This window comes from Fodinicurvata fenggangensis DSM 21160, assembly GCF_000686045.1.
Taxonomy (GTDB): Bacteria; Pseudomonadota; Alphaproteobacteria; order Kiloniellales; family DSM-21159; genus Fodinicurvata; species Fodinicurvata fenggangensis.
Genome location: NZ_JMLV01000002.1, coordinates 33,903 through 56,401, shown reverse-complemented (window position 1 = coordinate 56,401; position 22,499 = coordinate 33,903). Strand labels below are relative to the sequence as shown.

The window sequence follows — 22,499 nt, the reverse complement described above, 5'->3', positions numbered from 1 at the left end:
GCGGCCTCAGGCCGCCATGCCGTGGCCGTCGCTCCAGGCCTGGGTCTGCTTGCAGGAGGGGCAGATACGCTCGCCAGGCCAAGCCGAACTGAAGCTCTGGGCGCACATCAGGCACTTGCGCTTCTTGGTCTCGTGCTGGCGATCGCTTTCGGGTTTTTTCACACTTTCACTACGGTTCCGGGCCATCAGATCTTCCTGTCGTTTCAGCTTCTGTATATCTGTCAATGTGACGAATTTATCGCATTCATATAAAGGAAGCTGATGCGTCATGGAACCTACATCTTGCAGCGCAGCAATGCATTTACAGCATGGCGGACTGCGGTAAGTCATGATTCCGTGACGTAAGCTCCTAGAAAAGCTCGAATTGCCGTGGATCACGGGGGGCTCGGAAGCGCTCGCAGTCCAGGGGATTCTCTGTCCGATTCAGCTTCAATCGCCGTGTCGCTGTCTCGAATCGCTGGCGGAGCAGATCGGCATATACACCCCGACCCTTCATCCGCGTGTCCCAACGGCTTTCATAGAGATGGCCGGCCCGGGTCTCCTTGACAAGCTTAAGGATGCGATTTTTTCGTTCCGGCAGGTGGTTGTCCAGCCAGTGCTCGAACAACGGGCCCAACTCGTGAGGCAGTCGCAGCAGGACGTAGCCGGCCCTGTCGGCACCGCGCTGGGCGGCAGCCTCGAGAATCGCTTCCAGCTCGCTGTCGTTCAGCCCCGGGATCATGGGCGCCGAAAGCACGGTGACCGGAATGCCGGCCTCCTTCAGGCGCTGCAGCGTGGCGAGTCGCTTCATCGGAGTCGCGGCGCGCGGTTCCAGGTTGCGCGCCAGCTTGCCGTCCAGGGTGGTGATGGACAGGCAAACCCGCACAAGATTCATGTTGGCCAGCTCCTGGAGGAGGTGCAGGTCGCGCAGGATCAGTGTGGACTTGGTGATCAGGGTGACGGGATGGCGGGCCTGAAGCAGTACCTCCAGGACCGAGCGCGTGATACGCAGTTTGCGCTCCACCGGTTGGTAGGGATCGGTGTTGGAACCAAGCGCGATGACCTCCACACGATAGGAAGGCTTGGCCAGTTCCTGGCGCAGCAGGTCTGCGGCGGCATGCTTGGCGAAGATGCGGCTTTCGAAATCCAGCCCCGGTGACAGACCCAGATAAGAATGACTGGGGCGCGCGAAGCAGTAGATACAACCGTGTTCGCAGCCACGATAGGGGTTGAGCGAGCGGGAGAGTGGTACATCGGGGGAGTCATTGTGCGACAGGATGGAGCGCGCCGCGTCAGCATAGACAACGGTTTGCAGCCCGGGCTCGTCTTCTTCCAAGTCCCAGCCGTCATGCTCGCGGCGACGGCTTTCCTGCTCGAAACGCCCCTCGGGGTTGCCGACAGCGCCGCGGCCCTTGCGCGGCCTGTCGGCCGGGTGCCGGGGGTCAGAGGGCGGGTCTGTGGAAGTCCTGTTCATGTCTCCAGAATAAGAGGGAGAATAGAACAAAACAAGAACATTATACTTCCGACTTCCTATTGCAGAAGCGGATCAGGGGGCTTAACGGAACCGAAGAGCGATTCCGTTAAGCCGTGATTCCTTCTAACCCGCGCTGCCGAGGCTCGAATCGGCCTTGTTCTCGGTCTTGTGCAGCACGGAATCCGTCGTCTGGAAGGCCTTGTCGACCCGTTCCGGCCAGTCGATAGGATTGTCCTGCCGGCGATCATATTCCAGCAGGGAGTCGCGCAGTTCCTTCAGGGTTTCGTGGAGTTCACGCTCATTCGGGGTCAGATTTTCCATGCTTCGAAGAGTCCTTCTGTCTTGGAATACTGACAGGCAGGTGGGACTGCTCACCAGGCGATCAAGGACACCGCGAAGGCCGGTGGCGTGGCAATTTCCGGACGAAAAAAGACAAAAAAATGCCGGGAACCAAAAGGTTCCCGGCAAGTTGAACAGGGAGGCTTCACGTCTGGGAGACGTAGGACCTTCTGCGCGAGGGGCGCGCCCGAAGGCCCTGGGTCCGGAAGGGATTCCGGACCAGAGACCGGCGCTAACGCCGGGCTCTCAGGGATGCTGCGTCGCAACATCGTCTGATTAGGAAAATGGGATTTTACCCCCCGATTGTCTATGCACAAACAAGCAAATGGGCCATGCGACTGTCGCATAGCTACACACCTGTTGCCGTTTCGCAACAGATGTTCTCCGCTCACGCGTATTACAAGCGGGATTCCGCTACTTGCCGGAGCAGGAAGTCGCGAAAAACCTCGATACGCTGGGTTCCGCGCAATTCTTCGGGATAAACGAAGTAGGCATCGATCCTGGGGCCTTCCAGATCGGGGAGAATCTGGACCAGGTCACTGTCCTGCTGAATCATGTATTCCGGCAGGCTGCCGATGCCAGCCCCCATGGAGATGGCCTGCATGATGGCGTAGATGTTGTTGACGGTCAGGGCCGGCCGGCGCATGCCCGTGGCCGTGCCGCTCCGCAACAGCCAGTTCACGTCGGGGACCGGAGGCCGCGTGTCCTGGCCGTAGACAACCAGTCGGTGCTTGTCCAGTTCCTCCACGCTCTGGGGCAGGCCATGCTTCTTCAGGTAGGCGGGTGCGGCATAGGCCTGGATATGGACGTTCAACAGGTGGCGCTGAATCAGATCGCCCTGCCGGGGCGGTGACATGCGGATGGCAACGTCGGCTTCACGCATGGACAGGTCGAGCTCCCGGTCATCCAGGATCAAGTGCAACTCGATGTCGGGATAGAGATCCATGAAATGACGCAGGCGCGGCGCCAGCCAGGTGGAGCCGAAGGCCACGGTGGTGGTGACCTTCAGCAACCCCCGGGGCCGGTCACGGCTTTCAGTCAGCTGGGCCTCGGTAATGGCCAGCTTGGCAAAGACCTCGTGTGCGGTGCGATAAAGCAGTTCACCCTGCTCGGTCAGGATCAGGCCGCGGGCATGCCGATGGAAGAGCGGCACCTTCAGGCTGTCTTCCAGAGCACTGATCTGGCGGCTGACAGCCGACTGGCTGAGGTTCAGGACCTCGCCAGCATGGGTGAAGCTACCCGCTTCGGCAACGGCGTGAAAGATACGCAGTTTATCCCAATCCATGACACAGACGGCCCGGCGCCTCTGCGGACGGGCCTCCCCCTTGTATTGCAAATTCAAGCCATGCAATTTCTGCTGGCCAAGACTACCTCAGGCCCAGGAAGAAACCCTAAAGGAAAATTCTTCCGCCCGCGATCTGTTTTAAAAGGAAAAAACTAAAATGCGGCAGTGGCAGCGCGGAACTACTCGGCAGCTTCGCTTGTCACTTCCTGAGTGGACAGGAACCGTTCGGCCTCCAGGGCGGCCATGCAGCCCATGCCTGCCGCTGTGACGGCCTGGCGATAGACCTTGTCCTTTACGTCGCCCGCCGCGAAGACGCCAGGCACGCCTGTGTCCGTGGAATCGGGGGCGGTAATGATATAGCCCTCGTCATCCATGGGCAGCTGGCCCTGGAACAGTTTGGTGGCCGGATCATGCCCGATGGCGATGAACAAGCCATCGGTCTCGATCTCCTGGGTGCTGCCGTCCTTGATATTGCGCAGGCGCAGACCGGTGACGCCCGGCGGGTTGTCTTCGCCAAGCACCTCTTCGACCACGCTGTCCCAGATGCAATCGATCTTGGGATTGCGGAACAGCCGTTCCTGCATGATCTTTTCGGCGCGCAGCTCGTCACGGCGATGGATCAAGGTCACGCTTTCCGCGAAGTTGGTCAGGAACAGTGCTTCCTCCGCAGCTGTGTTGCCGCCGCCAACAACGGCAACCTTCTTTCCGCGGTAGAAAAAGCCGTCACAGGTGGCACAGGCAGAGACGCCCGCACCCATGAAGCGCGTTTCGCTTTCGAGGCCCAGCCAGCGTGCCTGGGCGCCCGTGCTTATGATCAGCGTATCGCCGGTATAGATCGTACCGGAATCGCCATGGCAGCGAATAGGCCGGCTGTCGAGTTCTACCTTCACGATAATGTCGCTGACCAGTTCGGTTCCCACATTCCGCGCCTGCTCCTGCATCTGCTCCATCAGCCAGGGCCCCTGGATCGGATCCGCATAACCGGGGTAGTTCTCGACATCGGTCGTGATGGAGAGCTGTCCGCCTGGTTGTAGTCCCTGGATCAGCATTGGTTCCAGATTGGCGCGTGCCGCATAGACGGCTGCCGTATAGCCGGCCGGACCGGATCCCAGGATCAGAACCTTGCTGTGCTTCGTCTCGCTCATTTTCGCTGTACTCGTATCTGCTGGTTTCGCCGCGTAAAAGAAAAGCGGCCTGTGCGGATCCTTGATCGGCCGTTGCCCACGGCAATCTAGTTCCTGCACAGGCCGCTAACAACCCATGGCGTCGAGCATGGCTGTCTTTTCTTTTTCTCATGTGCACGGCATTTGGCCGTACAGAATACGTCACTGTGCGATGCCAGGCTCGACAGTCCGCGGCCGTCAGGCCGATTTGGCGAAGGCCTTGACCAGCTTGACCACCTGGTTCTTCAACTCGCCTTCGGGAATCGCGTTGATGGCCCGGGCCAGCTCAAGGCTCTGGCGGCTGAGCGGGGGTTCCTTGGGCATGGGGGCCTTGTTTCCCGGGCCGGAAAGGCCTTCGAAGAAATAGGTCACCGAAACGCCAAGCGCCTTGCTCATGTCCCAGAGGCGGCTACCGCCCACGCGGTTGGCGCCGCTTTCATACTTCTGGACTTGCTGGAAGGTGATGCCAAGTGCCTCTGCCAGGGCACTCTGACTCATGCCGAGCGACACGCGTTTCTCGCGGATCTTCCGGCCGATATGAACATCTGTTGGATGATACATGATTGTTTATCCTTAGTTGGTGTCTTCCATTTCATGATTGTGCGCACAGTGACATATACGACCCGTCAATCATACAACCTTTCGATGACAAACAGCAAGCCGCACTGTGGAAAATTCTTCGAATAGGCGTATCTCGGAAGCCCGGGATCGGTGAGTTCATTATTATAAAGTCACTCAAAAAACGATACTGCATAACGACTTCGCTTGCATAACGTACAGGGAAAGTAATATTCTTGCGCGGCGCGTTGTTTGATGACATCTACTGCGATACCAATGCGCCGTGCAGCGTGCCCAGGGCACCAATCGCGCAACACCTAAAGGGAGAACCCTCCATGCCCCGCGTCAAGCTGGACCGCATCGACATGCGGATTCTCAAGGACCTTCAGGCCGAGGGGCGCATGACCAACGTGGAACTGGCCAAGCGGGTGGGCATCTCTGCGCCGCCATGTCTGCGGCGCGTGCGTGCCCTGGAGGAGGCCGGCTACATCAAGGGCTATCATGCCGAGGTCAATGCCGAGGCCCTGGGGTTCGAGGTCATGTTCTTCGCGCTGGTGGGGCTCGACAGCCAAAGCGAGGCCGTGCTGCAGGAGTTCGAGGAGACCATGGCGGCTTGGCCCGAAATTCGCGAATGTCACATGGCACGGGGCCCACACGATTTTCTGCTTAAGGTTGTGGCGCGCAACACGGCGCACGAGAACGAATTGACTCAGCGCCTGACCTCGGCGCCCCATGTCTCCACTGTCCTGACCGTGCAGGTGATTCGAACATCGTCCGACCGACCTGGGGTCCCCATCGACGAGATGACAGCGCCGCCGGCGGACGAAGGCGAATAGCCGTCACAATAACGGCCCCTGCTGGTGCGGGGCCCGTTACGACGAGCTGCTGCCTCAGATATAGCTGATCTTCAGGATTTCGTAGGCCTTGGTGCCCTTGGGCGTCATGACTTCGACGGAATCGCCTTCCTGCTTGCCGATCAAGGCGCGCGCCAGCGGGCTTGTCACCGCGATGCGGCCTTCCTTCACCTCGGCCTCGGTTTCGCCCACGATCTGGAAAGTGGATTCCTGGTCCGTGTCCTCATCGGCCACCTCGACCGTGGCACCGAACATGACGGTATCCCCGGACAGCTTGGAGGGGTCGATGACCTGGGCGCGGGAAATCTTGTCCTCGAGTTCGGCAACACGCCCCTCGATGAAGGACTGTCGCTCGCGCGCGGCGTGGTATTCCGCGTTCTCTGACAGATCGCCATGCTCGCGCGCTTCGGCGATGGCCTTGATGACCTCGGGCCGCGCCACGCTGCGCAGGTGCCGCAATTCTTCTTCCAGCCGAGCGTAGCCGCTGGCTGTCATGGGAACCTTTTCACTCATCTCGACGACAAAAACCTCCGCAATTGCAGTGGAAATCCCACTGACCCCGCCGGGCGATCCGTCCCGCAGGGGTGATTACTCGCTGTTTCGGCCGGTTTCGGAAACCCCGAAGCCCCTAGAACGACCCCTTAAAGTACGATTGCAAGGGAGCAACTTCAAGATGACCGGTGCGGGCTGCTTCAATTGCCTGCACGGCGGCTTCGGCCCCTGCCATTGTTGTGTAGTAGGGAATCTGGTTGGTCAGGGCCGTTCGACGCAGCGAGAAGGAGTCCGCAATGGCCTTGCGCGTGGCCGTGGTGTTGAAGACCAGCTGGATATCGCCGTCGATCATGCGGTCCACGACATGCGGCCGACCTTCGCGCACCTTGTTGACGCTTTCCACCTTCAGGCCGCGCGCCTCCAGCCAGGCCGCCGTGCCGCTGGTGGCCACGATTCCGAAGCCCAGCGCGATCAGCTTGCTGGCCAGCTCGGCCCCCAGGGACTTGTCCTCGTCGCGCACGGAGACGAAGACCTTGCCGCTTTGCGGCAGTTTCACGCCTGCGCCCTGCTGGGCCTTCAGGAAGGCCCGGGCGAAATCGCGATCGATGCCCATGACCTCGCCGGTGGATTTCATCTCGGGCCCCAGGACGACGTCGATGCCCGGGAAGCGGGCAAAGGGGAAGACCGCTTCCTTGACCGCCACGTGGTTGCGTTTCGAGCGCTCCAGATTGAACTGCGCCAGATCGGCGCCGGCCATGACCCGGGCGGCCACCTTGGCCACGGGCACGCCAGTTGCCTTGGCGACGAAGGGCACGGTCCGGCTGGCGCGCGGATTGACCTCGAGGATATAGATGTCCCGGTCCTGGACCGCGAACTGGACGTTCATCAGGCCGACCACATCCAGGCCGCGGGCCAGTTCGGCCGTCTGGCGCTCGATCTCTTCAATCAGCGCGTCGTCCAGGGTGTAGGGCGGCAGCGAGCAGGCCGAATCGCCGGAGTGAATGCCGGCTTCCTCGATATGCTCCATGATCCCGGCCACATAGACCTGGTCGCCGTCGCAGATGGCATCCACGTCGATCTCGGTTGCCTCGCGCAGGTAGCTGTCGATCAGCACCGGGTTGCTGCCGGACACCTTCACCGCATTGCGGATGTAGTTGCGCAGTTCCCCCTCGTCATGAACGATCTCCATGGCGCGGCCGCCCAGGACGTAGGAGGGGCGCAGCAGGACCGGATAGCCGATCTGTTCGGCCCAGCGCACGGCTTCCTCGAGCGTGCGCGCGGTGCCGTTGGCCGGCTGCTTCAGCTCCAGCTTGCCCAACAGCTGCTGGAAGCGCTGGCGGTCCTCGGCCAGGTCGATGGCATCGGGCGAGGTGCCGAGAATGGGCACGCCCGCCATCTCCAGCGCCTGGGCCAGTTTCAGCGGTGTCTGGCCACCAAACTGCACGATCACGCCGCACAGGCGGCCCCGGCTCTGCTCCTTGCGGGCGATGGCAATCACGTCCTCCTCGGTCAGCGGCTCGAAGTAGAGGCGGTCCGAGGTGTCGTAGTCGGTGGACACCGTTTCCGGGTTGCAGTTGACCATGATGGTCTCGTACCCGGCGTCCTTCAGGGCGTAGGCGGCGTGGACGCAGCAGTAGTCGAACTCGATGCCCTGGCCGATGCGGTTGGGACCGCCGCCCAGGATCATGACCTTGTCGGCCGCACTGACGTCGGATTCGCATTCGGCCGTATGGCCGTCACCGCCCTCGTAGGTCGAGTACATGTAGGAGGTTTGCGCCGGGAATTCGCCGGCACAGGTGTCGATTCGCTTGTAGACCGGATGAACCTGGAGCCCTTCGCGAAGCGCTGTCACCTGAGCGGAATCCTGGCCGGTGAGCTCGCCCAGGCGCGCATCGGAAAAGCCCTTGCGCTTCAGGCTCAGCAGGCCGGCGGGGTCGTCGGTCAAGCCGGCGCGGCGCAGCTGCTCCTCGTCACGGACCAGTTCGGCGATCTGGGCCAGGAACCAGGGGTCGATATGGGTGGCACGATGCACCTCCTCCTCGTTCAGGCCGAACCGGAAAGCCTGGGCCACGGCCAGCACCCGCTCGGGGATGGACTTGGTCAGGTGGGTCAGGATGGCTTCGCGGTCTACCTTGCCGTCTTCGGTGACGGCACCGGGGATTTCGACTTCGTTGAGCCCGGTCAGGCCGGTTTCCATGGAGCGCAATGCCTTCTGGAAGGATTCCTGGAAGCAGCGACCGATGGCCATGGCTTCGCCGACGGACTTCATCGAGGTGCTCAGCAGGGCCTCGGTGCCGGCGAACTTCTCGAAGGTAAAGCGCGGGATCTTGGTGACCACGTAGTCGATGGTCGGTTCGAAGGAGGCCGGTGTCACCTTGGTGATGTCGTTCTGCAGCTCGTCCAGGTGATAGCCCACGGCCAGCTTTGCCGCGATCTTGGCAATCGGGAAGCCGGTCGCCTTCGAGGCCAGCGCACTGGACCGCGAGACGCGGGGGTTCATCTCGATGACCACCATTTCGCCGGTCTCGGGATTGACCGCGAACTGCACGTTGGACCCACCGGTGTCCACCCCGATTTCGCGCAGGCAGGCAATCGAGGCATTGCGCATCAACTGGTATTCCTTGTCGGTCAGCGTCAGCGCAGGGGCGACCGTAATGGAATCGCCGGTGTGGATGCCCATGGGATCGATGTTCTCGATGGAACAGATGATGATGCAGTTGTCCGCGCTGTCGCGGACCACTTCCATTTCATATTCCTTCCATCCCAGGACGGACTGTTCGATCAGCACCTCGTTGGTTGGACTGGCACGCAGGCCGTTCTTGACGATCTCCTCGAATTCCTCGCGGTTGTAGGCGATGCCGCCGCCGGTGCCGCCCAGGGTGAAGGAGGGGCGGATGATGGCCGGCAGGCCGACCAGGTCGAGTGCTTCCAGGGCCTCGTCATAGCTGTTGATCATGCGCGAGGCGGGGCTCTTCAGCCCGATGAGGTCCATGGCTTCGCGGAAGCGCTGGCGGTCTTCGGCCTTGTCGATGACATCCGCATCGGCGCCGATCATCTCTACATTGTACTTCTGCAGTACGCCGTACTCGTACAGCTTGAGCGAGGCGTTCAGAGCGGTCTGTCCGCCCATGGTCGGCAGCAGCGCGTCGGGACGTTCGCTCTCGATCACACGCTCGAGGAACTCCGGCGTGATGGGCTCGACGTAGGTGGCATCGGCCAGGCCGGGATCGGTCATGATGGTCGCCGGGTTGGAGTTCACCAGGATGACCCGGTAGCCTTCCTCTTTCAGCGCCTTGCAGGCCTGGGCGCCGGAGTAGTCAAACTCGCAGGCCTGGCCAATGATGATGGGACCGGCCCCGACGATGAGAATGGATTGGATGTCTGTTCTTTTCGGCATGCGCGCACTCGAAAGCTGCGCCGTGTTTTCACGGCGCAAGGCCAATGGATCTGAAGACTGTCTGCTGAAGCAGGCTATGTGCCAGAAGACGTCCCGAAAGGAAAGGCCTTAAGCGAATTCGGAAGCGTGAAAGGCGCTTTCGACCCCTGGCGTGTGACTCTTCGGCTCAGCCCCAGAGGGCATGAGGGGGCGGCAGGATGCGGCTGCCCTCGAAGACCAGGCCGGGCGAGCAGTCCTTGCTGAGCAGCAGCGGGCCATCCAGATCGACGATCTCGGCGCCCTGGCCCACCAGCGTGGCCGGTGCCATGGCCAGCGAGGAGGCGAGCATGCAGCCAACCATGATCTCGAAGCCCTCGGCCCGTGCCTTGCGGCGCAGTTCGAGCGCCTCGGTCAGGCCGCCGGTCTTGTCCAGCTTGATGTTAACCATGTCGTACTTGCCCTGCAGTTCAGGCAGGGACGCCGAATCATGGCAGGATTCATCGGCACAGACCCGCACTGGCCGCGGCAGGTCGCGCAGTACGGAATCCTGGTCGGCGGGGAAGGGCTGCTCGATCATGTAGACCTGCAAGGCGGCCAGCTCGTCCACCAGCGCGTGGTAATCCTCGACCGACCAGCCTTCGTTGGCGTCCACGATCAGGCGGCTGTCCGGAGCATTGGCGCGCACGGCGCGCACGCGCTCCAGGTCGCCCTCTCCGCCGGCCAGCTTGAGTTTCAGCAAGGGGCGCGCGGCGTTGTTCGCGGCGGCATGCCCCATGGCATCGGGGCTGTCCAGGGACAGTGTGTAGGCGGTGGTGATGGTATCGGGCTCTTCCAGGTCGCACAGCTTCCAGACGGCCGTTCCGCTCTTCTTGGCCTCCAGGTCCCAGAAGGCACAGTCCAGGGCATTGCGGGCGGCGCCGGGCGGCAAGGCGTTCTGGACGGCCTGGCCGTCCGCGATCTCACCCTCTGCCAGGGCTGGCGCCAGGGCCTCGAGCTGTTCGATGACGGATTCGAGGCTTTCGTCGTAGCGCGCATAGGGCACGCACTCGCCACGGCCACGCACGCTGTCCTCGAAGAGTTCGACGATCACGACTTCGGCCGCCGACTTGCTGCCGCGCGAGATTCGGAAGCTGCCGCGGATGGGCCAGGAAGCACGATGGCAGTGAAGGGTAATGGAGCGTGTCATGGCCGGCTTTCGGGAAAGAGGAAAACTGGAGCGGGTGAGGGGAATCGAACCCCCGTCGTCAGCTTGGGAAGCTGCTGCTCTACCATTGAGCTACACCCGCAGCACACCACTTCAAAAGAGCTACAACAAGATTCTCCGAAAGGCAACGATAGAGCGGCGTTGAGGAGCGGTACAGGATGCCCCTTCATTCTACCGTAACAGATGCCCACTTGCGCTAACAGGCGTGAAAGGTCATGCCTGTGACAAAGCGATGCCGAGCAATGGAAGCGACAACATGTACAGCCAGACGACAGGTACCATAACGGTTTCCGTCACGCCCTATTTCATCGAGGAGCAGTCGGCCCCGGACGAGAACCACTATGTCTGGGCCTACCATGTGACCATCAGCAACGAGGGCACAGAGACGGTGCAGCTGTTGAACCGCTATTGGCAGATCACCGATGCAAACGGCCATGTCGAGGAGGTGCGCGGCCCTGGCGTGGTCGGCGAGCAGCCGGTCCTGGAGCCGGGCGCCAGTTATGAATACACCAGCGGGGCGCCCCTGGCGACGCCCAGCGGGATCATGGTTGGCAGCTATGAAATGGTGACCCAGGAGGGGGAGCAGTTCGAAGTCGCGATTCCGGCTTTTTCCCTGGACAGCCCCTACGAGCAGATGCAGGTCAATTGACTTGCCAAGCCTGACGGCATGTAATCCTGTCAGCGTTTCTGTGCGTATATCCGACGTATCTGAACCAGATTGCCATCCGGCCTGCCGCTACAAGGATGCAAGGGCAGGTTCATTGCCGTACCAAGGAGTGAGTGCGTGAACAGCAGCCAGATTTCCCGCGTCAAGGGAGCCGAGGGCGACCTGACCGGAACACCCGATCGTCCCACGCGTGTGGAGGCGGAAAAGGCCGTGGAAACCCTGATCCGTTGGGCAGGGGACGATCCTGCGCGCGAAGGCCTGAAGGACACCCCGCAGAGGGTTGTGCGCTCCTATGAGGAGTTCTTCTCGGGCTACGATCTGGATCCCATGGAAATCCTGGGGCGCACCTTCGAGGAAACCGATGGCTATGACGAAATGGTCCTGCTGAAGGACATAGATTTCGAGTCCCACTGCGAGCACCACATGGTGCCGATCATCGGCCGGGCGCATGTGGCCTATCTGCCCAAGCGGCGCGTCGTGGGCATCAGCAAGCTGGCCCGGGTGGTCGAAGCCTATGCCAAGCGCCTGCAGATCCAGGAAAAGATGACGGCGCAGATCGCCAACATCATCCAGGATGTGCTGGAGCCGCGCGGTGTGGCCGTGGTGGTGGAGGCAGAGCACCAGTGCATGACAACCCGCGGCGTGCACAAGCCCGGTGTGGGCATGGTGACCAGCCGCATGCTGGGCGCGTTCCGGAACAACACCGACACCCGGCGCGAGTTCCTCTCGCTGATCGGTCTGCCTGGCAACCACTAGGTAGCGCTATACTTGGCGCGAGGCGCCGAGGTTGCGCCGGTGCCGCGCCAGCCGACCATCGTGAAGCTCTTGTCACGCCAGAACCGGCGGAGTGGGCGGTGTTGCCTATCGGCCCGCGCTTCTTGGCTTCACGCCGAAGCAGCGACGCGCTAAGCTGGTGTTCAAGCGGATGAGCCGAAGGGGAATGTGCCCATGCAGTACCAGCTTGCACAGATCAACATCGCGAAGTTTCGCGTTCCCATGGAGGATCCTGTTAACCGCGACTTCGTGGCCAACCTGGATCGCGTGAACGCCATCGCCGAGCAGCAGCCCGGATTCGTCTGGCGCCTGATTGGCGAGGGCGAAAACGCAACCGATATCCAGGCCTATGACGATCCGAACATCCTCGTGAACATGTCCGTGTGGGCGGACATCGAGTCCCTGGCCGCCTTCGTCTATCGCACGCCGGCCCATCTGGACATCATGCGCCGAAGACGCGAGTGGTTTGAGCGATTGGACATTTTCCAGGCGCTCTGGTGGGTGCCCGCCGGACACCGTCCGGATGTTGCGGAAGGACGGCAGCGCCTGGAGCATCTGCAACGGCATGGACCGACAGCCCAGGCCTTTACCTTCAGACAGCCCTACAGGTCCCCTGCCTTTGGAGACGAAGATAGCCCGGTACTGGATCGTTGTGCCTAGGACCTCCGCGTACGTGCCGTGCCCCATGCATTGCCGGCTGACAAGCACGGTTCCTGCCCTTACCATGCCGACGCTTCATCTCTCGGACCGTTTCCAGGATAACGCATGCTTGACCTGCGGCCGGTATTCTTCGTCAACGGCCTGATCCTCTCTGTCCTGGCCCTGGCCATGATCCTTCCGGCGCTGGTCGACCTGGGCGACGGCAGTCCCGATTGGCAGGTCTTTGCCGCGACCTCGGCGCTCACGCTTTTCGTCGGCATCAGCCTGATCCTGACCACGCGCAGCAACTGGCGCGAAATGGGCCTGCGCCAGGCTTTCCTGATGACCACCATGATCTGGGTCGTGATCGCGGTCTTCGGCGCCCTGCCGTTCACCTTCACCTCGGCCGGGCTCAGCTATACCGATGCCTTCTTCGAGTCCATGTCGGGCATCACGACCACCGGTGCGACGGTGCTGAGCGGTCTGGACGAGACCTCGCGGGGCATCCTGATCTGGCGCGCCCTGCTGCAGTGGCTGGGCGGAATCGGTATCATCGTCACGGCCATCTCCATCCTGCCGATGCTGCGGGTGGGGGGCATGCAGCTCTTCCGAATCGAGGCCTTCGACACCGACAAGGTCCTGCCGCGTGCAGCCCAGATCGCGGGCGAAATCCTGCTGATCTACATGGGCTTCACCCTGCTGGCTGCGCTGATCTACTGGTTCCTGGGCATGAGCGGCTTCGATTCCATTGCACATGCCTTCACCTCGATCGCCACGGGCGGTTACTCGACCCACGACGACTCCATAGGCCACTACGATTCGGCGGCCCTGGATTACGCCGTCAGCGGCGTCATGATCATGGGCAGCATCCCCTTCGTGCTCTATGTCCGGGCCATGCACGGCAACCTGTCCGCCCTGCTCCACGATTCGCAGATCCGAGCCATGCTGGGCATCATGGCCGTTTCCATCCTGTCCCTGGCGGCCTACCTGTTCCTGGAATCGGGTCTGGCGCCCCTGGAAGCCCTGCGCTTCACCACCTTCAACGCCATCTCGATCATGACCGGCACCGGCTATGCCACGGCGGCCTTCGATCTCTGGGGCGGGTTCGCGTTGGCGGTCTTCTTCCTGCTGATGTTCATCGGCGGCTGTGCCGGTTCCACGTCCTGCGGGATCAAGGTCTTCCGCTTCCAGATCCTCTATGCCACAGCCCGCACACAGCTGAAGCGCCTAATGCAGCCCAACGGCATCTTCATCGCCCGCTACAACGGGCAACCCATTACCGAACAGGTGTCCCTGTCGGTCATGAGCTTCTTCTTTCTCTATATCGCCAGTTTTGCCGTCCTGGCGGCCGTTCTCGGCTGGACAGGGATGGACTTCATAACGGCGCTGTCGGGGGCGGCCACAGCGATTTCGAACGTGGGGCCAGGCCTTGGCGAGACCATCGGGCCGGCCTCGACCTTCGCCAGCCTGCCCGATGCCGCCAAGTGGATGCTGGCGGCCGGGATGATCCTGGGGCGCCTGGAGCTGTTTACCGTCCTGATCCTCTTCACGCCGCATTTCTGGCGCGGCTGAAGCGCATCAGTTCAGCAGTGCACTATCGGCCCAGACGGTGATGACGAGCCCAAGGAAGAAATCCAGGAAGACCAGGGCGGCAGCCGTGCCGCGCCCCACCTGCAGGGCCTGGCGTGCCACAAAGCCGTGATAGACCAGCACGGCCAGCAGGACGATGAAGGTCAGGCCCACCGACAGGTTGCCGGGCAGCAGCAGTCCCACCAACGTGGCTGCGGCAAAGACCAGGGTCTGGAGCACGCGGATCCAGTTGAAGGCGGTGATGTAGTGGAAATAGTGCGCGTCGCGGTCCATCTGCCGGCAAAGGCCGTCCATGATCACGGGATAAAGCGTCCAGGAGATGATATAGGCGGGCAACTGGATGGCCAGGATGGTCGGCCAGCCGGCAGTGATCTCCAGTTCCCGAACATGCAGGTGCAGCAGGACCAGCCAGACCGGCAGGACGATCACGGCGGCAAAGAAGGACTTGCGGAAATCATCGCCCGTTTTGCCCAGGTAGGACAGGCCCTGTGGATCGAACCGAGCCAGGCGCCAACTGCCGTAGAAGGCCTGGAGGATTTCACCCAGGGCCGGCGCCTTCACGTGAAGTAGCCCCGCAGGATGCGATGATAGATTCGGGCCAGGCTTTCCACATCAGCGGCCGGCGTGCGTTCGTCGATCTTGTGCATGGTCTGACCAACCAGGCCAAACTCGGCGACCTGGCAATAGTCCTTGATGAAGCGCGCGTCCGAGGTGCCGCCGGTTGTCGAAAGCTCGGGGCGGCGCCCGGTTTCCGTCTCGACCGAGCTGGCAATCAGTTCGCTGAAGGGCCCCGGCGGGCAGAGGAAGGACTCCCCCGACAGCTTGATCTGCAGGTCATAGTCCCCGCCGATGCGGTCCAGGGTTTCGCGCAGCCAGGATTCCAGCGACGCGCCGCTGTGCAGGTCGTTGAAGCGGATGTTGAAGGTTGCCCGTGCCTCGCCAGGAATGACGTTGGTGGCCGGGTTGCCCACGTCGACGGTGGTGACCTGGAGGGTCGAGGCCTGGAAGTGTTCACTGCCCTGGTCCAGCGGTTCGGCCGTCAGGGCCGCCAGCATGGTGACCAGCCGGTGCACGGGGTTGTCCGCCAGATGCGGATAGGCGGTGTGGCCCTGCACGCCGCGGACCGTCAACCAGCCGTTCATGCTGCCACGCCGGCCGATCTTGATCATGTCACCCAGTTCGCCGGGGTTGGTGGGTTCGCCCACCAGGCAGGCGTCGAGCCTTTCCCCCTGTTCGGCCAGCCACTGAAGCACTTTTCGGGTGCCGTTGATGGAGGGGCCTTCCTCGTCGCCGGTGATCAGCAGGCTGATGGAACCGGCAGGCGCGCCCTGGGCCGCCAGGTAGGCCGATACGGCGGCGACGAAGGCAGCGACCGCCCCCTTCATATCCGAGGCGCCGCGCCCGAAGAGCATGCCGTCCCGCAGCTCGCCCGAGAAGGGATCGCAGCTCCAGGCAGCGGGATCGCCGGTGGGCACCACGTCGGTGTGCCCGGCAAAGCAGATGTTCGGGGCGGCGGTGCCCAGGCGGGCGTAGAGGTTGTCCACGTCTGGCGTGCCATCCTCGGAGAAGACAAGGCGGTGGCAGGTGAAGCCCAAGGTTTCCAGTTCCGCCTGCAGCAGGTCCAGCGCCCCGCCTTCGGCAGGTGTCACGCTGGGACAGCGGATCAGCCGCTGGGTGAGGTCAACGGGATCCAGAACGCCGGATGACATGACAACCTCTTGCTTCAGGTGCGCAGCAGCTCGTTGATCGAGGTCTTCGCGCGCGTACCTTCGTCGACGCGCTTGACGATCACGGCGCAGTAGAGGCTGGGGCCGGGCGAGCCGTCCGGCAGGGGCTTGCCGGGCATGGAGCCGGGGACCACCACCGAGTAGGACGGCACCTCGCCGCGGAACTTCTCGCCGGTCTCACGATTGATGATGGTGGTCGAAGCGCCGAGGTAGACCCCCATGGACAGGACCGAACCTTCGCGCACGATCACGCCTTCGGCCACCTCGGAGCGCGCACCGATGAAGACACCGTCCTCGATGACCACCGGATTGGCCTGCAGGGGCTCCAGGACGCCGCCGATGCCGGCGCCGCCGGATATATGGCAGTTCTTCCCGATCTGGGCACAGGAACCGATGGTAGCCCAGGTGTCGACCATGGTGCCGCTGTCCACGTAGGCGCCCAGGTTCACGAAGGAGGGCATCAGGACGACGTCCGACGCAATATGGGCCGAGCGGCGGACCGTGCAGTTCGGGACGGCGCGGAAACCGGCCTCGCGAAAATGTTCTTCGGTCCAGCCGGCAAACTTCGAGGGGACCTTGTCGAACCAGACCGCCTCGCCGTGATTCACGTCGCGCGGACCGCCCGGCATGACGGTCATGTCGTTCAGGCGGAAGGACAGGAGCACGGCTTTCTTGAGCCACTGGTTGACGTGCCATTCGCCGTCCTCGTGCCGTTCGGCAACCCGGAAACGACCACTGTCGAGGCCCTCCAGGGCCAGTTCCACGCCATCCCGGACCACGCCCTCGGTCTTGGGGGTGATCTTGTCGCGCTCTTCCCAGGCGTTCTCGATGACGCCTTTCAGGTCTTCTGTCTGCATTGTCTTGACGTCTCTGCTCACGGGGTTGGGCCAGGCGGCCAGTTTATCGGGCGCGGCAGAAGATGCGGCAGGCCCCGGTTCAAGTCAATCGCGTCAGCTGGCTTTTGCAGCCGGAAACCTGCGGTCAGCCCCGCCTGTCCTGCAGGTCTTCCAGCCAGCTGGCCAGGTCTTCGGTGTGATGGTGGATGTAGTCGCCTTCGTCGGGCGGCGCGCTCCAGTTGGCTTCGTGTCGCACCCAGACGGTGGTCATGCCGCGGGCATGGGCGGGTTTCAGGTTGCGCGCCGAATCCTCGAAGAAGACCGTCCGTTCGGCAGCCAGGCCGTGGTTCTCCAGAATCTGATCATAGGGGCCTTCATCGGGCTTCGGCACGAAGGCGGCCGCACGGATATCGAAGATGGCTTGGAAATGGCGGGTCAGTGCCAGGCGTTCCAGGACGCGCTCGGCATGAGCGGTATCGGCATTGGTGAAGATCACCTTGCGGCCCGGCAAGGCCGTAAGGGCAGCATCCAGGCGCGGGTTGGCCTCCAGGCCCGACAGATCGATGTCATGGACGAAGTCCAGGTAGTCCCCCGGCTCGATGGCGTGCTCCGTCATCAGGCCGCGCAAAGTCGTGCCGTGGGAATGGAAGAAGGACTTCTGCATGCGCCGGGCCTCTTCCGCGGACAGGCCGAAGCGCTGCTCGATGAACAGGCCCATGCGGCGGTCAATCTGGTCGAACAGGCGACAGGAGGCCGGGTAGAGCGTGTTGTCCAGGTCGAACAGCCAGGTTTCAACCTCGCGCGGATGCGGCGGTGGGGTCTGGGGAGCGTTTTTGGTCTGCATGGCAGAGAAGGTGGCGCAAAGGGGCGCCGGGGGCAAGGGCCAGACAGCCGTTCTTGCCCTTCAGCCGCGTATCACCGAAGCGCCTGGAGGCACGTTCTCGTGAATCTCGTGGCAGGGCCCAGGTGGGGGCTGTTGACCCGCCGGCCGGTCGGGATGCCAGATCCTGCATTCGCCCGGCGGCGGCATGTGGCCGTAGGGCGCGCGATCTTCGGCCCAGCCACCGGAGCTCCCGCAGCCCGCCAGGAGGAGTGTGGACGCGACACAGGCCAGCTGGAGATTGGCTTTGCCTGTCCTGGTAAGTGCCATCGGATACGCTCCCGTCCTGTTCTCTGTCGTATCTGAGGGAAGCTTACTGCAGATCGCGGCCTGCCTGCATCGGTCAATTTCCGGGCGGGCGCCAGTTCGCTCACCCCCGCCCGTGCGGCGCCGTGTAGTCGAGGATCGGGCCCTTGGGGACCACGCCGGTCGGATTGATCATGTCGTGACTGACATAATAGTGATGCTTGATGTGGTGCAGGTCCACCGTCTCGGCCACGCCCGGCATCTGGTAGAGTTCGCGGGTGTAGGCCCAGAGGTTTGGATAGTCCACGATTCGGCGCAGGTTGCACTTGAAGTGGCCGACATAGACCGGATCGAAGCGGATCAGCGTCGTGAACAGCCGCCAGTCGGCCTCGCTCAGGTGATCGCCCACCAGGTAGCGGTTCCGGGACAGTCGCTCCTCAAGCCAGTCCAGGGAATCGAACAGCGGGATTACCGCTTCCTCGTAGGCCTGCTGCGTGGTGGCGAAACCCGACTTGTAGACGCCGTTGTTCACCGTGTCATAGACGCGTGCATTCACGGCATCGATTTCCTCGCGCAGCTCCGGCGGGTAGAAATCGTGATCGACGTCAGTGTAATCCTGAAAGGCCGTGTTCAGCATGCGGATGATCTCGGCTGATTCGTTGCTGACGATGGTGCCCTTCTTCTTGTCCCAGAGGGTCGGGACGGTCACGCGTCCGCTGTAGTCGGGCTTGGCTTTGGTATAGAGCTGATACAGGTAGTCGAAGCCGAACAGCGGATCGCCTGTCGCGCCGTCTTCCTCGCGGAATTCCCAGCCGTTCTTGCCCATGTACCAGTGCACGACGGAAACGGGCAGCAGGTCCTCCAGCTTCTTCAACTTGCGGAAGATCAAGACCCGGTGCGCCCAGGGACAGGCCAGCGAGACATAGAGGTGATAGCGGTCGGGCTCGGCCTTGAAGCCGCCTTCGCCGGAAGGACCGGGGCTGCCGTCGGCAGTGATCCAGTTGCGGAAGGCGCTGGCATCGCGCTCGAAGCGGCCGCCATGCTTGTCCGTGTCGTACCACTGGTCGTGCCATTGACCGTCGATCAGCAGTCCCATTGTCTTTCCTTTCCTCGTTCGCCGGCTCGGTCGTGCCCGTTCACTGCGTGACGGGCAGGTCGGCCAGCAGCAGTTCGCTGTCTTCCCGGGCGGTAACTGTCACCCGAGGGGTATCCGTGATGACGGCCCCGTCACGGGCTTTCAATGTTTCAGGGGAGGCGTCCGCATCCGCAACCTCCACCCGGCCTGTCGCCAGGACCAGGTAGGCTTGCCGCGCGGGTTCGAGAGATACCTCCAGGCTTTGTCCGGACTTCAGCAGGCTGCCGAACAGGGCGGCGTCCTGGTGGATTTCCAGGGCGTCCTGGTGGCTGCGACCCGAGGCCAGCGGCACAAGTTCGCCGGCCCGTTCCGCCCGGGGGAAGCTGCGCGTTTCCCAGTGCGGCTTCAGCTGGGCTTGGTTTGGCAGGATCCAGATCTGGAACAGGGTGGTTGGCTTGTCCTCGTAGTTGTACTCGGCATGTAGGATGCCCTTGCCGGCGGACATGACCTGAACATCGCCTGCTTCGGTGCGCCCCTCGTTGCCCAGGTGGTCCTGGTGCGTGATCGCGCCCTCGCGGACATAGGTGATGATCTCCATGTCGCGGTGGCCGTGCATGTCGAATCCCCGGCCCGGAGCGACGGTATCGTCGTTCCAGACACGCAAGGGGCCGACCCCCATGCGAGACGGGTCATGGTAGTTCGCGAAGCTGAAGTGATATTTGGCGTTCAGCCAGCCGGTCTCGAAGTGACCGAGCTGTTCGAACGGGCGTGCTTCAATCATGACCGCATCTCCTTGGGGACAAGGGACGAACCTGGCCGTCCCGCATGCTTACCCTTTCAGCTTCCGGGCAATTTCGGCAACGTGCTGGCCCTGGTAGCGGGCAATGTCCAGCTCGTTCTCGCTGGGCTGGCGGCTGCCGTCGGCACCGGCCAGTGTGCTGGCGCCATAGGGTGTGCCGCCGCTGATTTCTTCCATGTTGGTCAAGCCGGGGTGGCTGTAGGGGACGCCCACGATCACCATGCCATGATGCAGCAGCGTGGTGTGAATCGAGGTCAGCGTCGTTTCCTGCCCGCCATGCTGGCTGGCGGTGGAGGTAAAGGCGCTGCCCACCTTGCCGATCAGCTTGCCATTGCCCCAGAGCCCGCCGGTCTGGTCCCATAGGTTGCGCATCTGGCTGGTCATGTTGCCAAAGCGCGTGGGCGTGCCGACAATGATCGCGTCGTAGTTTTCCAGCTCGTTGACATCCTGCAGGACCTCGCCCGCCTGGTCGGTCTTGTAGCCGGAGTTCTTGCGGACCTCTTCCGGAACCAGTTCCGGAACACGCTTCAGGGTGACGTCGGCGCCGTCCACCTGCCTGGCCCCGTCCGCAACGGCCTGGGCCATGGTTTCGATGTGTCCGTAGCTTGAATAGTAGAGAACGAGAACCTTGGTCATTGTTGTCTCCGTGCGCTGATGTGAAATCCGTTGCCGCTGTTCTGAACGGCTGACTTGATTATATGTTTGTTTCCGTAGGTATGATAAGAGCGTACAAATTCAATTCATCGTTTCTCCTGGAGAAACCTACCGACGAAGCAGACGGATTGGGCGATGTTTGACTTCCTGCCTTCCATGGCGGTTTTCGTGAACGTGGTCGAAAGCGGCAGCTTTTCCGCTGCTGCGCGTAACCTCAATCTTTCGAAGTCTGCCGTATCCAAGACGATCTCGCGCCTGGAGGAGGGGCTGGGCACGCGCCTTCTGAATCGCACCACCCGCAAGCTGTCCCTGACCGAAGCGGGCCGCAGCTATTACGAGGGCTGCCGGCGCATGCTGAACGAGGCGGAGGCCGCCAACCAGGCCGTGCACCGCCTGTCGGATGCGCCGCGCGGAACCCTGCGCGTCAACCTGCCCATGTCTTTCGGTACCCTGCAGGTGGCGCCCCTGCTGCCCCTCTTCCTGCAAAGCTTTCCGGAAATCGACCTGGATGCCGCCTTCGACGACCGTCCCGTGGATCTGGTCGAAGAGGGCTATGACATGGCCATCCGGATCGGAGTCCTTTCGGATTCAAGCCTGATCGCCAGGCGCCTGGCTCCCAATCGACGCGTGCTCTGTGCCGCGCCAAGCTATCTTGAGGAACAGGGTGCGCCCCAGAGTCCAGAGGCCTTGGCGGCACATTCCTGCCTGCTCTACAGCTATCAGGCATCAGGCGACAACTGGCGCCTGATCGGGCCCGATGGCGAGCGCCGGATCCGGGTTAGCGGCCGTTTGCGCCTGAACAACGGTGAGGCCATCCGTGCGGCCGCTGTCGCCGGCCTGGGCATCGCCTACCTGCCGACCTTCATTGCAGGCGCGGACCTCCAGACTGGCCAGCTTGTCCCGGTCCTGCCCGACTGGATGGACGATGGACTGGGGGCCGTTCACGCCGTCTACCCGGCCGGCCGGCACCTTTCGCCGAAGGTCCGGGTCTTCATCGACTTCCTGGCGCAGCATTTCGGCAAGGAGCCGACCTGGGACCAGGCCTTGCGCGAAGCCTGCCGGGGGCAGGCCACGGGATAGGTACCTGTGTCGCCCGCAGGGCTGTCTTGTTCGCCTTTCGGTGGATTCCGCAAAACCCTCGTGCTATATGGCTAAGAGTCACGCCGTTTCAGAAGCCAAGAAGACCGCGAGATGACACATACGTTCGAACGACGAAGAGAGAGCCGGTGAACAACCGGCAGCACGCAACGGGGCCAGGTAGCGCCTGTTGCGGAACGCTCCTGTCTTCTTCATAGCTTCGAACGGATTGCTTCAAATGACACACCAATTCATGCCCGAACGGCCCTCGGACGGCCCGCTGATCGACCCACTGCTGGACCGGACCTTCGGTCACGAACGCCACGGCAAGACGGTCTATCGCTTGCGTGAGGAGATACGGCCTATCAAGGCGCTGTCCTTCGTGGCGGTGCATGAGGATGGCAGCCTGCTGGCCTCCATCCGCTACTGGCCCATCCGCATCGAGGAGACGCCTGCGATCCTTCTGGGGCCGCTGGCCGTGGAGCCGGCGCAGCAGGGCCGGGGGATCGGCAAGGGCCTCGTCTATCACAGCCTGACCGAGGCCCGGAAACAGGGGCACAGCATCTGCGTTGTCGTGGGCGAGCCTTCCTATTACGTGCCTTTCGGCTTCCAGTCCGCCGTCAGCTATGGACTGATCCTGCCGGGCCCGGTGGATCCGCCGCGCTTCCAGGTGCTGGAGCTGAAACCCGGGGCACTGGACGAGGTCCAGGGCATGATCGGGCGCGAGGAAAGCGCGGCCCTGCCCGTCGAGACTAGGGACCTCGAGACAGGAGACGCGGACAGCGTTCGGCAGGTTTCCTGAAGCGCTTTC

Annotated in this window: 24 protein-coding genes and 1 tRNA gene; 7 read left to right on the top strand and 18 right to left on the bottom strand. The window is 62.5% G+C overall.

Translation table 11 applies throughout. The annotated features are described in order from the left end of the window. Positions 1-6: 6 nt before the first annotated feature. The 6 genes from BP38_RS0103420 to BP38_RS0103395 form a co-directional block, all read right to left on the bottom strand. A complete protein-coding gene (locus BP38_RS0103420) occupies positions 7-186 on the bottom strand; it encodes a hypothetical protein (protein ID WP_022727608.1) in 180 nt (59 codons plus the stop codon). A gap of 163 nt (positions 187-349) precedes the next feature. Further along, entirely contained in the window at positions 350-1,453 is a 1,104-nt protein-coding gene (locus tag BP38_RS0103415; protein ID WP_026986585.1) for a PA0069 family radical SAM protein, read from the bottom strand. Between the two features lie 123 nt (positions 1,454-1,576). Further along, complete coding sequence (locus BP38_RS0103410) at positions 1,577-1,774, bottom strand: hypothetical protein (protein WP_026986584.1); 198 nt, start codon at positions 1,772-1,774, stop codon at positions 1,577-1,579. 415 nt (positions 1,775-2,189) lie between these two features. Then, positions 2,190-3,077, bottom strand: coding sequence for a LysR family transcriptional regulator (locus BP38_RS0103405; RefSeq protein ID WP_026986583.1), 888 nt, complete (start codon positions 3,075-3,077; stop codon positions 2,190-2,192). A 179-nt stretch (positions 3,078-3,256) separates the two neighbouring features. After that, complete coding sequence (gene trxB / locus BP38_RS0103400; protein WP_026986582.1) at positions 3,257-4,222, bottom strand: thioredoxin-disulfide reductase; 966 nt, start codon at positions 4,220-4,222, stop codon at positions 3,257-3,259. Between the two features lie 216 nt (positions 4,223-4,438). Beyond that, complete coding sequence (locus BP38_RS0103395) at positions 4,439-4,801, bottom strand: helix-turn-helix domain-containing protein (protein WP_026986581.1); 363 nt, start codon at positions 4,799-4,801, stop codon at positions 4,439-4,441. Between the two features lie 332 nt (positions 4,802-5,133). On the opposite strand from BP38_RS0103395, the gene BP38_RS0103390 reads away from it, so the two are divergent. Continuing rightward, positions 5,134-5,634 (top strand): Lrp/AsnC family transcriptional regulator, encoded by a 501-nt coding sequence (locus BP38_RS0103390; protein WP_026986580.1) that lies wholly within the window; start codon positions 5,134-5,136, stop codon positions 5,632-5,634. A 54-nt stretch (positions 5,635-5,688) separates the two neighbouring features. Here BP38_RS0103390 and greA read toward each other — a convergent pair whose 3' ends face one another. The 4 genes from greA to BP38_RS0103370 form a co-directional block, all read right to left on the bottom strand. Further along, complete coding sequence (gene greA / locus BP38_RS0103385; RefSeq protein ID WP_035723515.1) at positions 5,689-6,165, bottom strand: transcription elongation factor GreA; 477 nt, start codon at positions 6,163-6,165, stop codon at positions 5,689-5,691. Between the two features lie 115 nt (positions 6,166-6,280). After that, positions 6,281-9,541 (bottom strand): carbamoyl-phosphate synthase large subunit, encoded by a 3,261-nt coding sequence (carB, locus tag BP38_RS0103380; protein WP_026986578.1) that lies wholly within the window; start codon positions 9,539-9,541, stop codon positions 6,281-6,283. A 166-nt stretch (positions 9,542-9,707) separates the two neighbouring features. Next, positions 9,708-10,706, bottom strand: a complete 999-nt coding sequence (gene dgcA / locus BP38_RS0103375) for an N-acetyl-D-Glu racemase DgcA (RefSeq protein WP_051608920.1) — start codon at positions 10,704-10,706, stop codon at positions 9,708-9,710. A gap of 26 nt (positions 10,707-10,732) precedes the next feature. Further along, a tRNA-Gly gene (locus BP38_RS0103370) sits at positions 10,733-10,806 on the bottom strand. A 174-nt stretch (positions 10,807-10,980) separates the two neighbouring features. Between BP38_RS0103370 and apaG the strand changes: the two genes are divergently transcribed. The 4 genes from apaG to BP38_RS0103350 all read left to right on the top strand — a co-directional run bounded on the left by apaG (position 10,981) and on the right by BP38_RS0103350 (position 14,376). Then, entirely contained in the window at positions 10,981-11,373 is a 393-nt protein-coding gene (apaG, locus tag BP38_RS0103365) for a Co2+/Mg2+ efflux facilitator ApaG/CorD (protein WP_026986576.1), read from the top strand. A gap of 150 nt (positions 11,374-11,523) precedes the next feature. After that, the gene (gene folE, locus BP38_RS18780) at positions 11,524-12,147 is read left to right on the top strand and encodes a GTP cyclohydrolase I FolE (RefSeq protein ID WP_051609020.1); all 624 of its coding nucleotides are present in this window, start codon (positions 11,524-11,526) and stop codon (positions 12,145-12,147) included. Positions 12,148-12,339: 192 nt separating this feature from the next. Then, entirely contained in the window at positions 12,340-12,825 is a 486-nt protein-coding gene (locus BP38_RS0103355) for a DUF3291 domain-containing protein (protein WP_026986575.1), read from the top strand. 105 nt (positions 12,826-12,930) lie between these two features. Continuing rightward, complete coding sequence (locus BP38_RS0103350; RefSeq protein WP_026986574.1) at positions 12,931-14,376, top strand: TrkH family potassium uptake protein; 1,446 nt, start codon at positions 12,931-12,933, stop codon at positions 14,374-14,376. A gap of 6 nt (positions 14,377-14,382) precedes the next feature. Here the strand turns inward: BP38_RS0103350 and BP38_RS0103345 are convergent, their stop codons facing one another. The 8 genes from BP38_RS0103345 to wrbA form a co-directional block, all read right to left on the bottom strand. After that, the gene (locus BP38_RS0103345) at positions 14,383-14,955 is read right to left on the bottom strand and encodes a hypothetical protein (RefSeq protein WP_026986573.1); all 573 of its coding nucleotides are present in this window, start codon (positions 14,953-14,955) and stop codon (positions 14,383-14,385) included. Beyond that, a complete protein-coding gene (gene dapE, locus BP38_RS0103340; RefSeq protein ID WP_026986572.1) occupies positions 14,952-16,103 on the bottom strand; it encodes a succinyl-diaminopimelate desuccinylase in 1,152 nt (383 codons plus the stop codon). The genes BP38_RS0103345 and dapE overlap by 4 nt, the downstream gene beginning before the upstream one ends. A 14-nt stretch (positions 16,104-16,117) precedes the next feature. Continuing rightward, complete coding sequence (gene dapD, locus BP38_RS0103335) at positions 16,118-16,978, bottom strand: 2,3,4,5-tetrahydropyridine-2,6-dicarboxylate N-succinyltransferase (protein ID WP_026986571.1); 861 nt, start codon at positions 16,976-16,978, stop codon at positions 16,118-16,120. Between the two features lie 124 nt (positions 16,979-17,102). Then, on the bottom strand, positions 17,103-17,801 hold the full coding sequence (locus tag BP38_RS0103330; protein WP_026986570.1) for a pyrimidine 5'-nucleotidase: 699 nt from the start codon (positions 17,799-17,801) through the stop codon (positions 17,103-17,105). 60 nt (positions 17,802-17,861) lie between these two features. Beyond that, the gene (locus BP38_RS22490; RefSeq protein WP_155992177.1) at positions 17,862-18,107 is read right to left on the bottom strand and encodes a hypothetical protein; all 246 of its coding nucleotides are present in this window, start codon (positions 18,105-18,107) and stop codon (positions 17,862-17,864) included. Positions 18,108-18,207: 100 nt separating this feature from the next. Further along, positions 18,208-19,179: a glutathione S-transferase family protein gene (locus BP38_RS0103325; RefSeq protein WP_026986569.1), complete on the bottom strand. Its 972-nt coding sequence runs from the start codon at positions 19,177-19,179 to the stop codon at positions 18,208-18,210. Positions 19,180-19,219: 40 nt separating this feature from the next. Beyond that, positions 19,220-19,939, bottom strand: a complete 720-nt coding sequence (locus BP38_RS0103320; protein WP_026986568.1) for a pirin family protein — start codon at positions 19,937-19,939, stop codon at positions 19,220-19,222. 48 nt (positions 19,940-19,987) lie between these two features. Continuing rightward, entirely contained in the window at positions 19,988-20,593 is a 606-nt protein-coding gene (gene wrbA, locus BP38_RS0103315) for an NAD(P)H:quinone oxidoreductase (RefSeq protein WP_026986567.1), read from the bottom strand. Positions 20,594-20,746: 153 nt separating this feature from the next. Between wrbA and BP38_RS0103310 the strand changes: the two genes are divergently transcribed. Then, positions 20,747-21,691, top strand: a complete 945-nt coding sequence (locus BP38_RS0103310; RefSeq protein WP_026986566.1) for a LysR family transcriptional regulator — start codon at positions 20,747-20,749, stop codon at positions 21,689-21,691. 235 nt (positions 21,692-21,926) lie between these two features. Continuing rightward, positions 21,927-22,490 (top strand): GNAT family N-acetyltransferase, encoded by a 564-nt coding sequence (locus tag BP38_RS18775; RefSeq protein WP_081816433.1) that lies wholly within the window; start codon positions 21,927-21,929, stop codon positions 22,488-22,490. Positions 22,491-22,499: the final 9 nt, after the last annotated feature.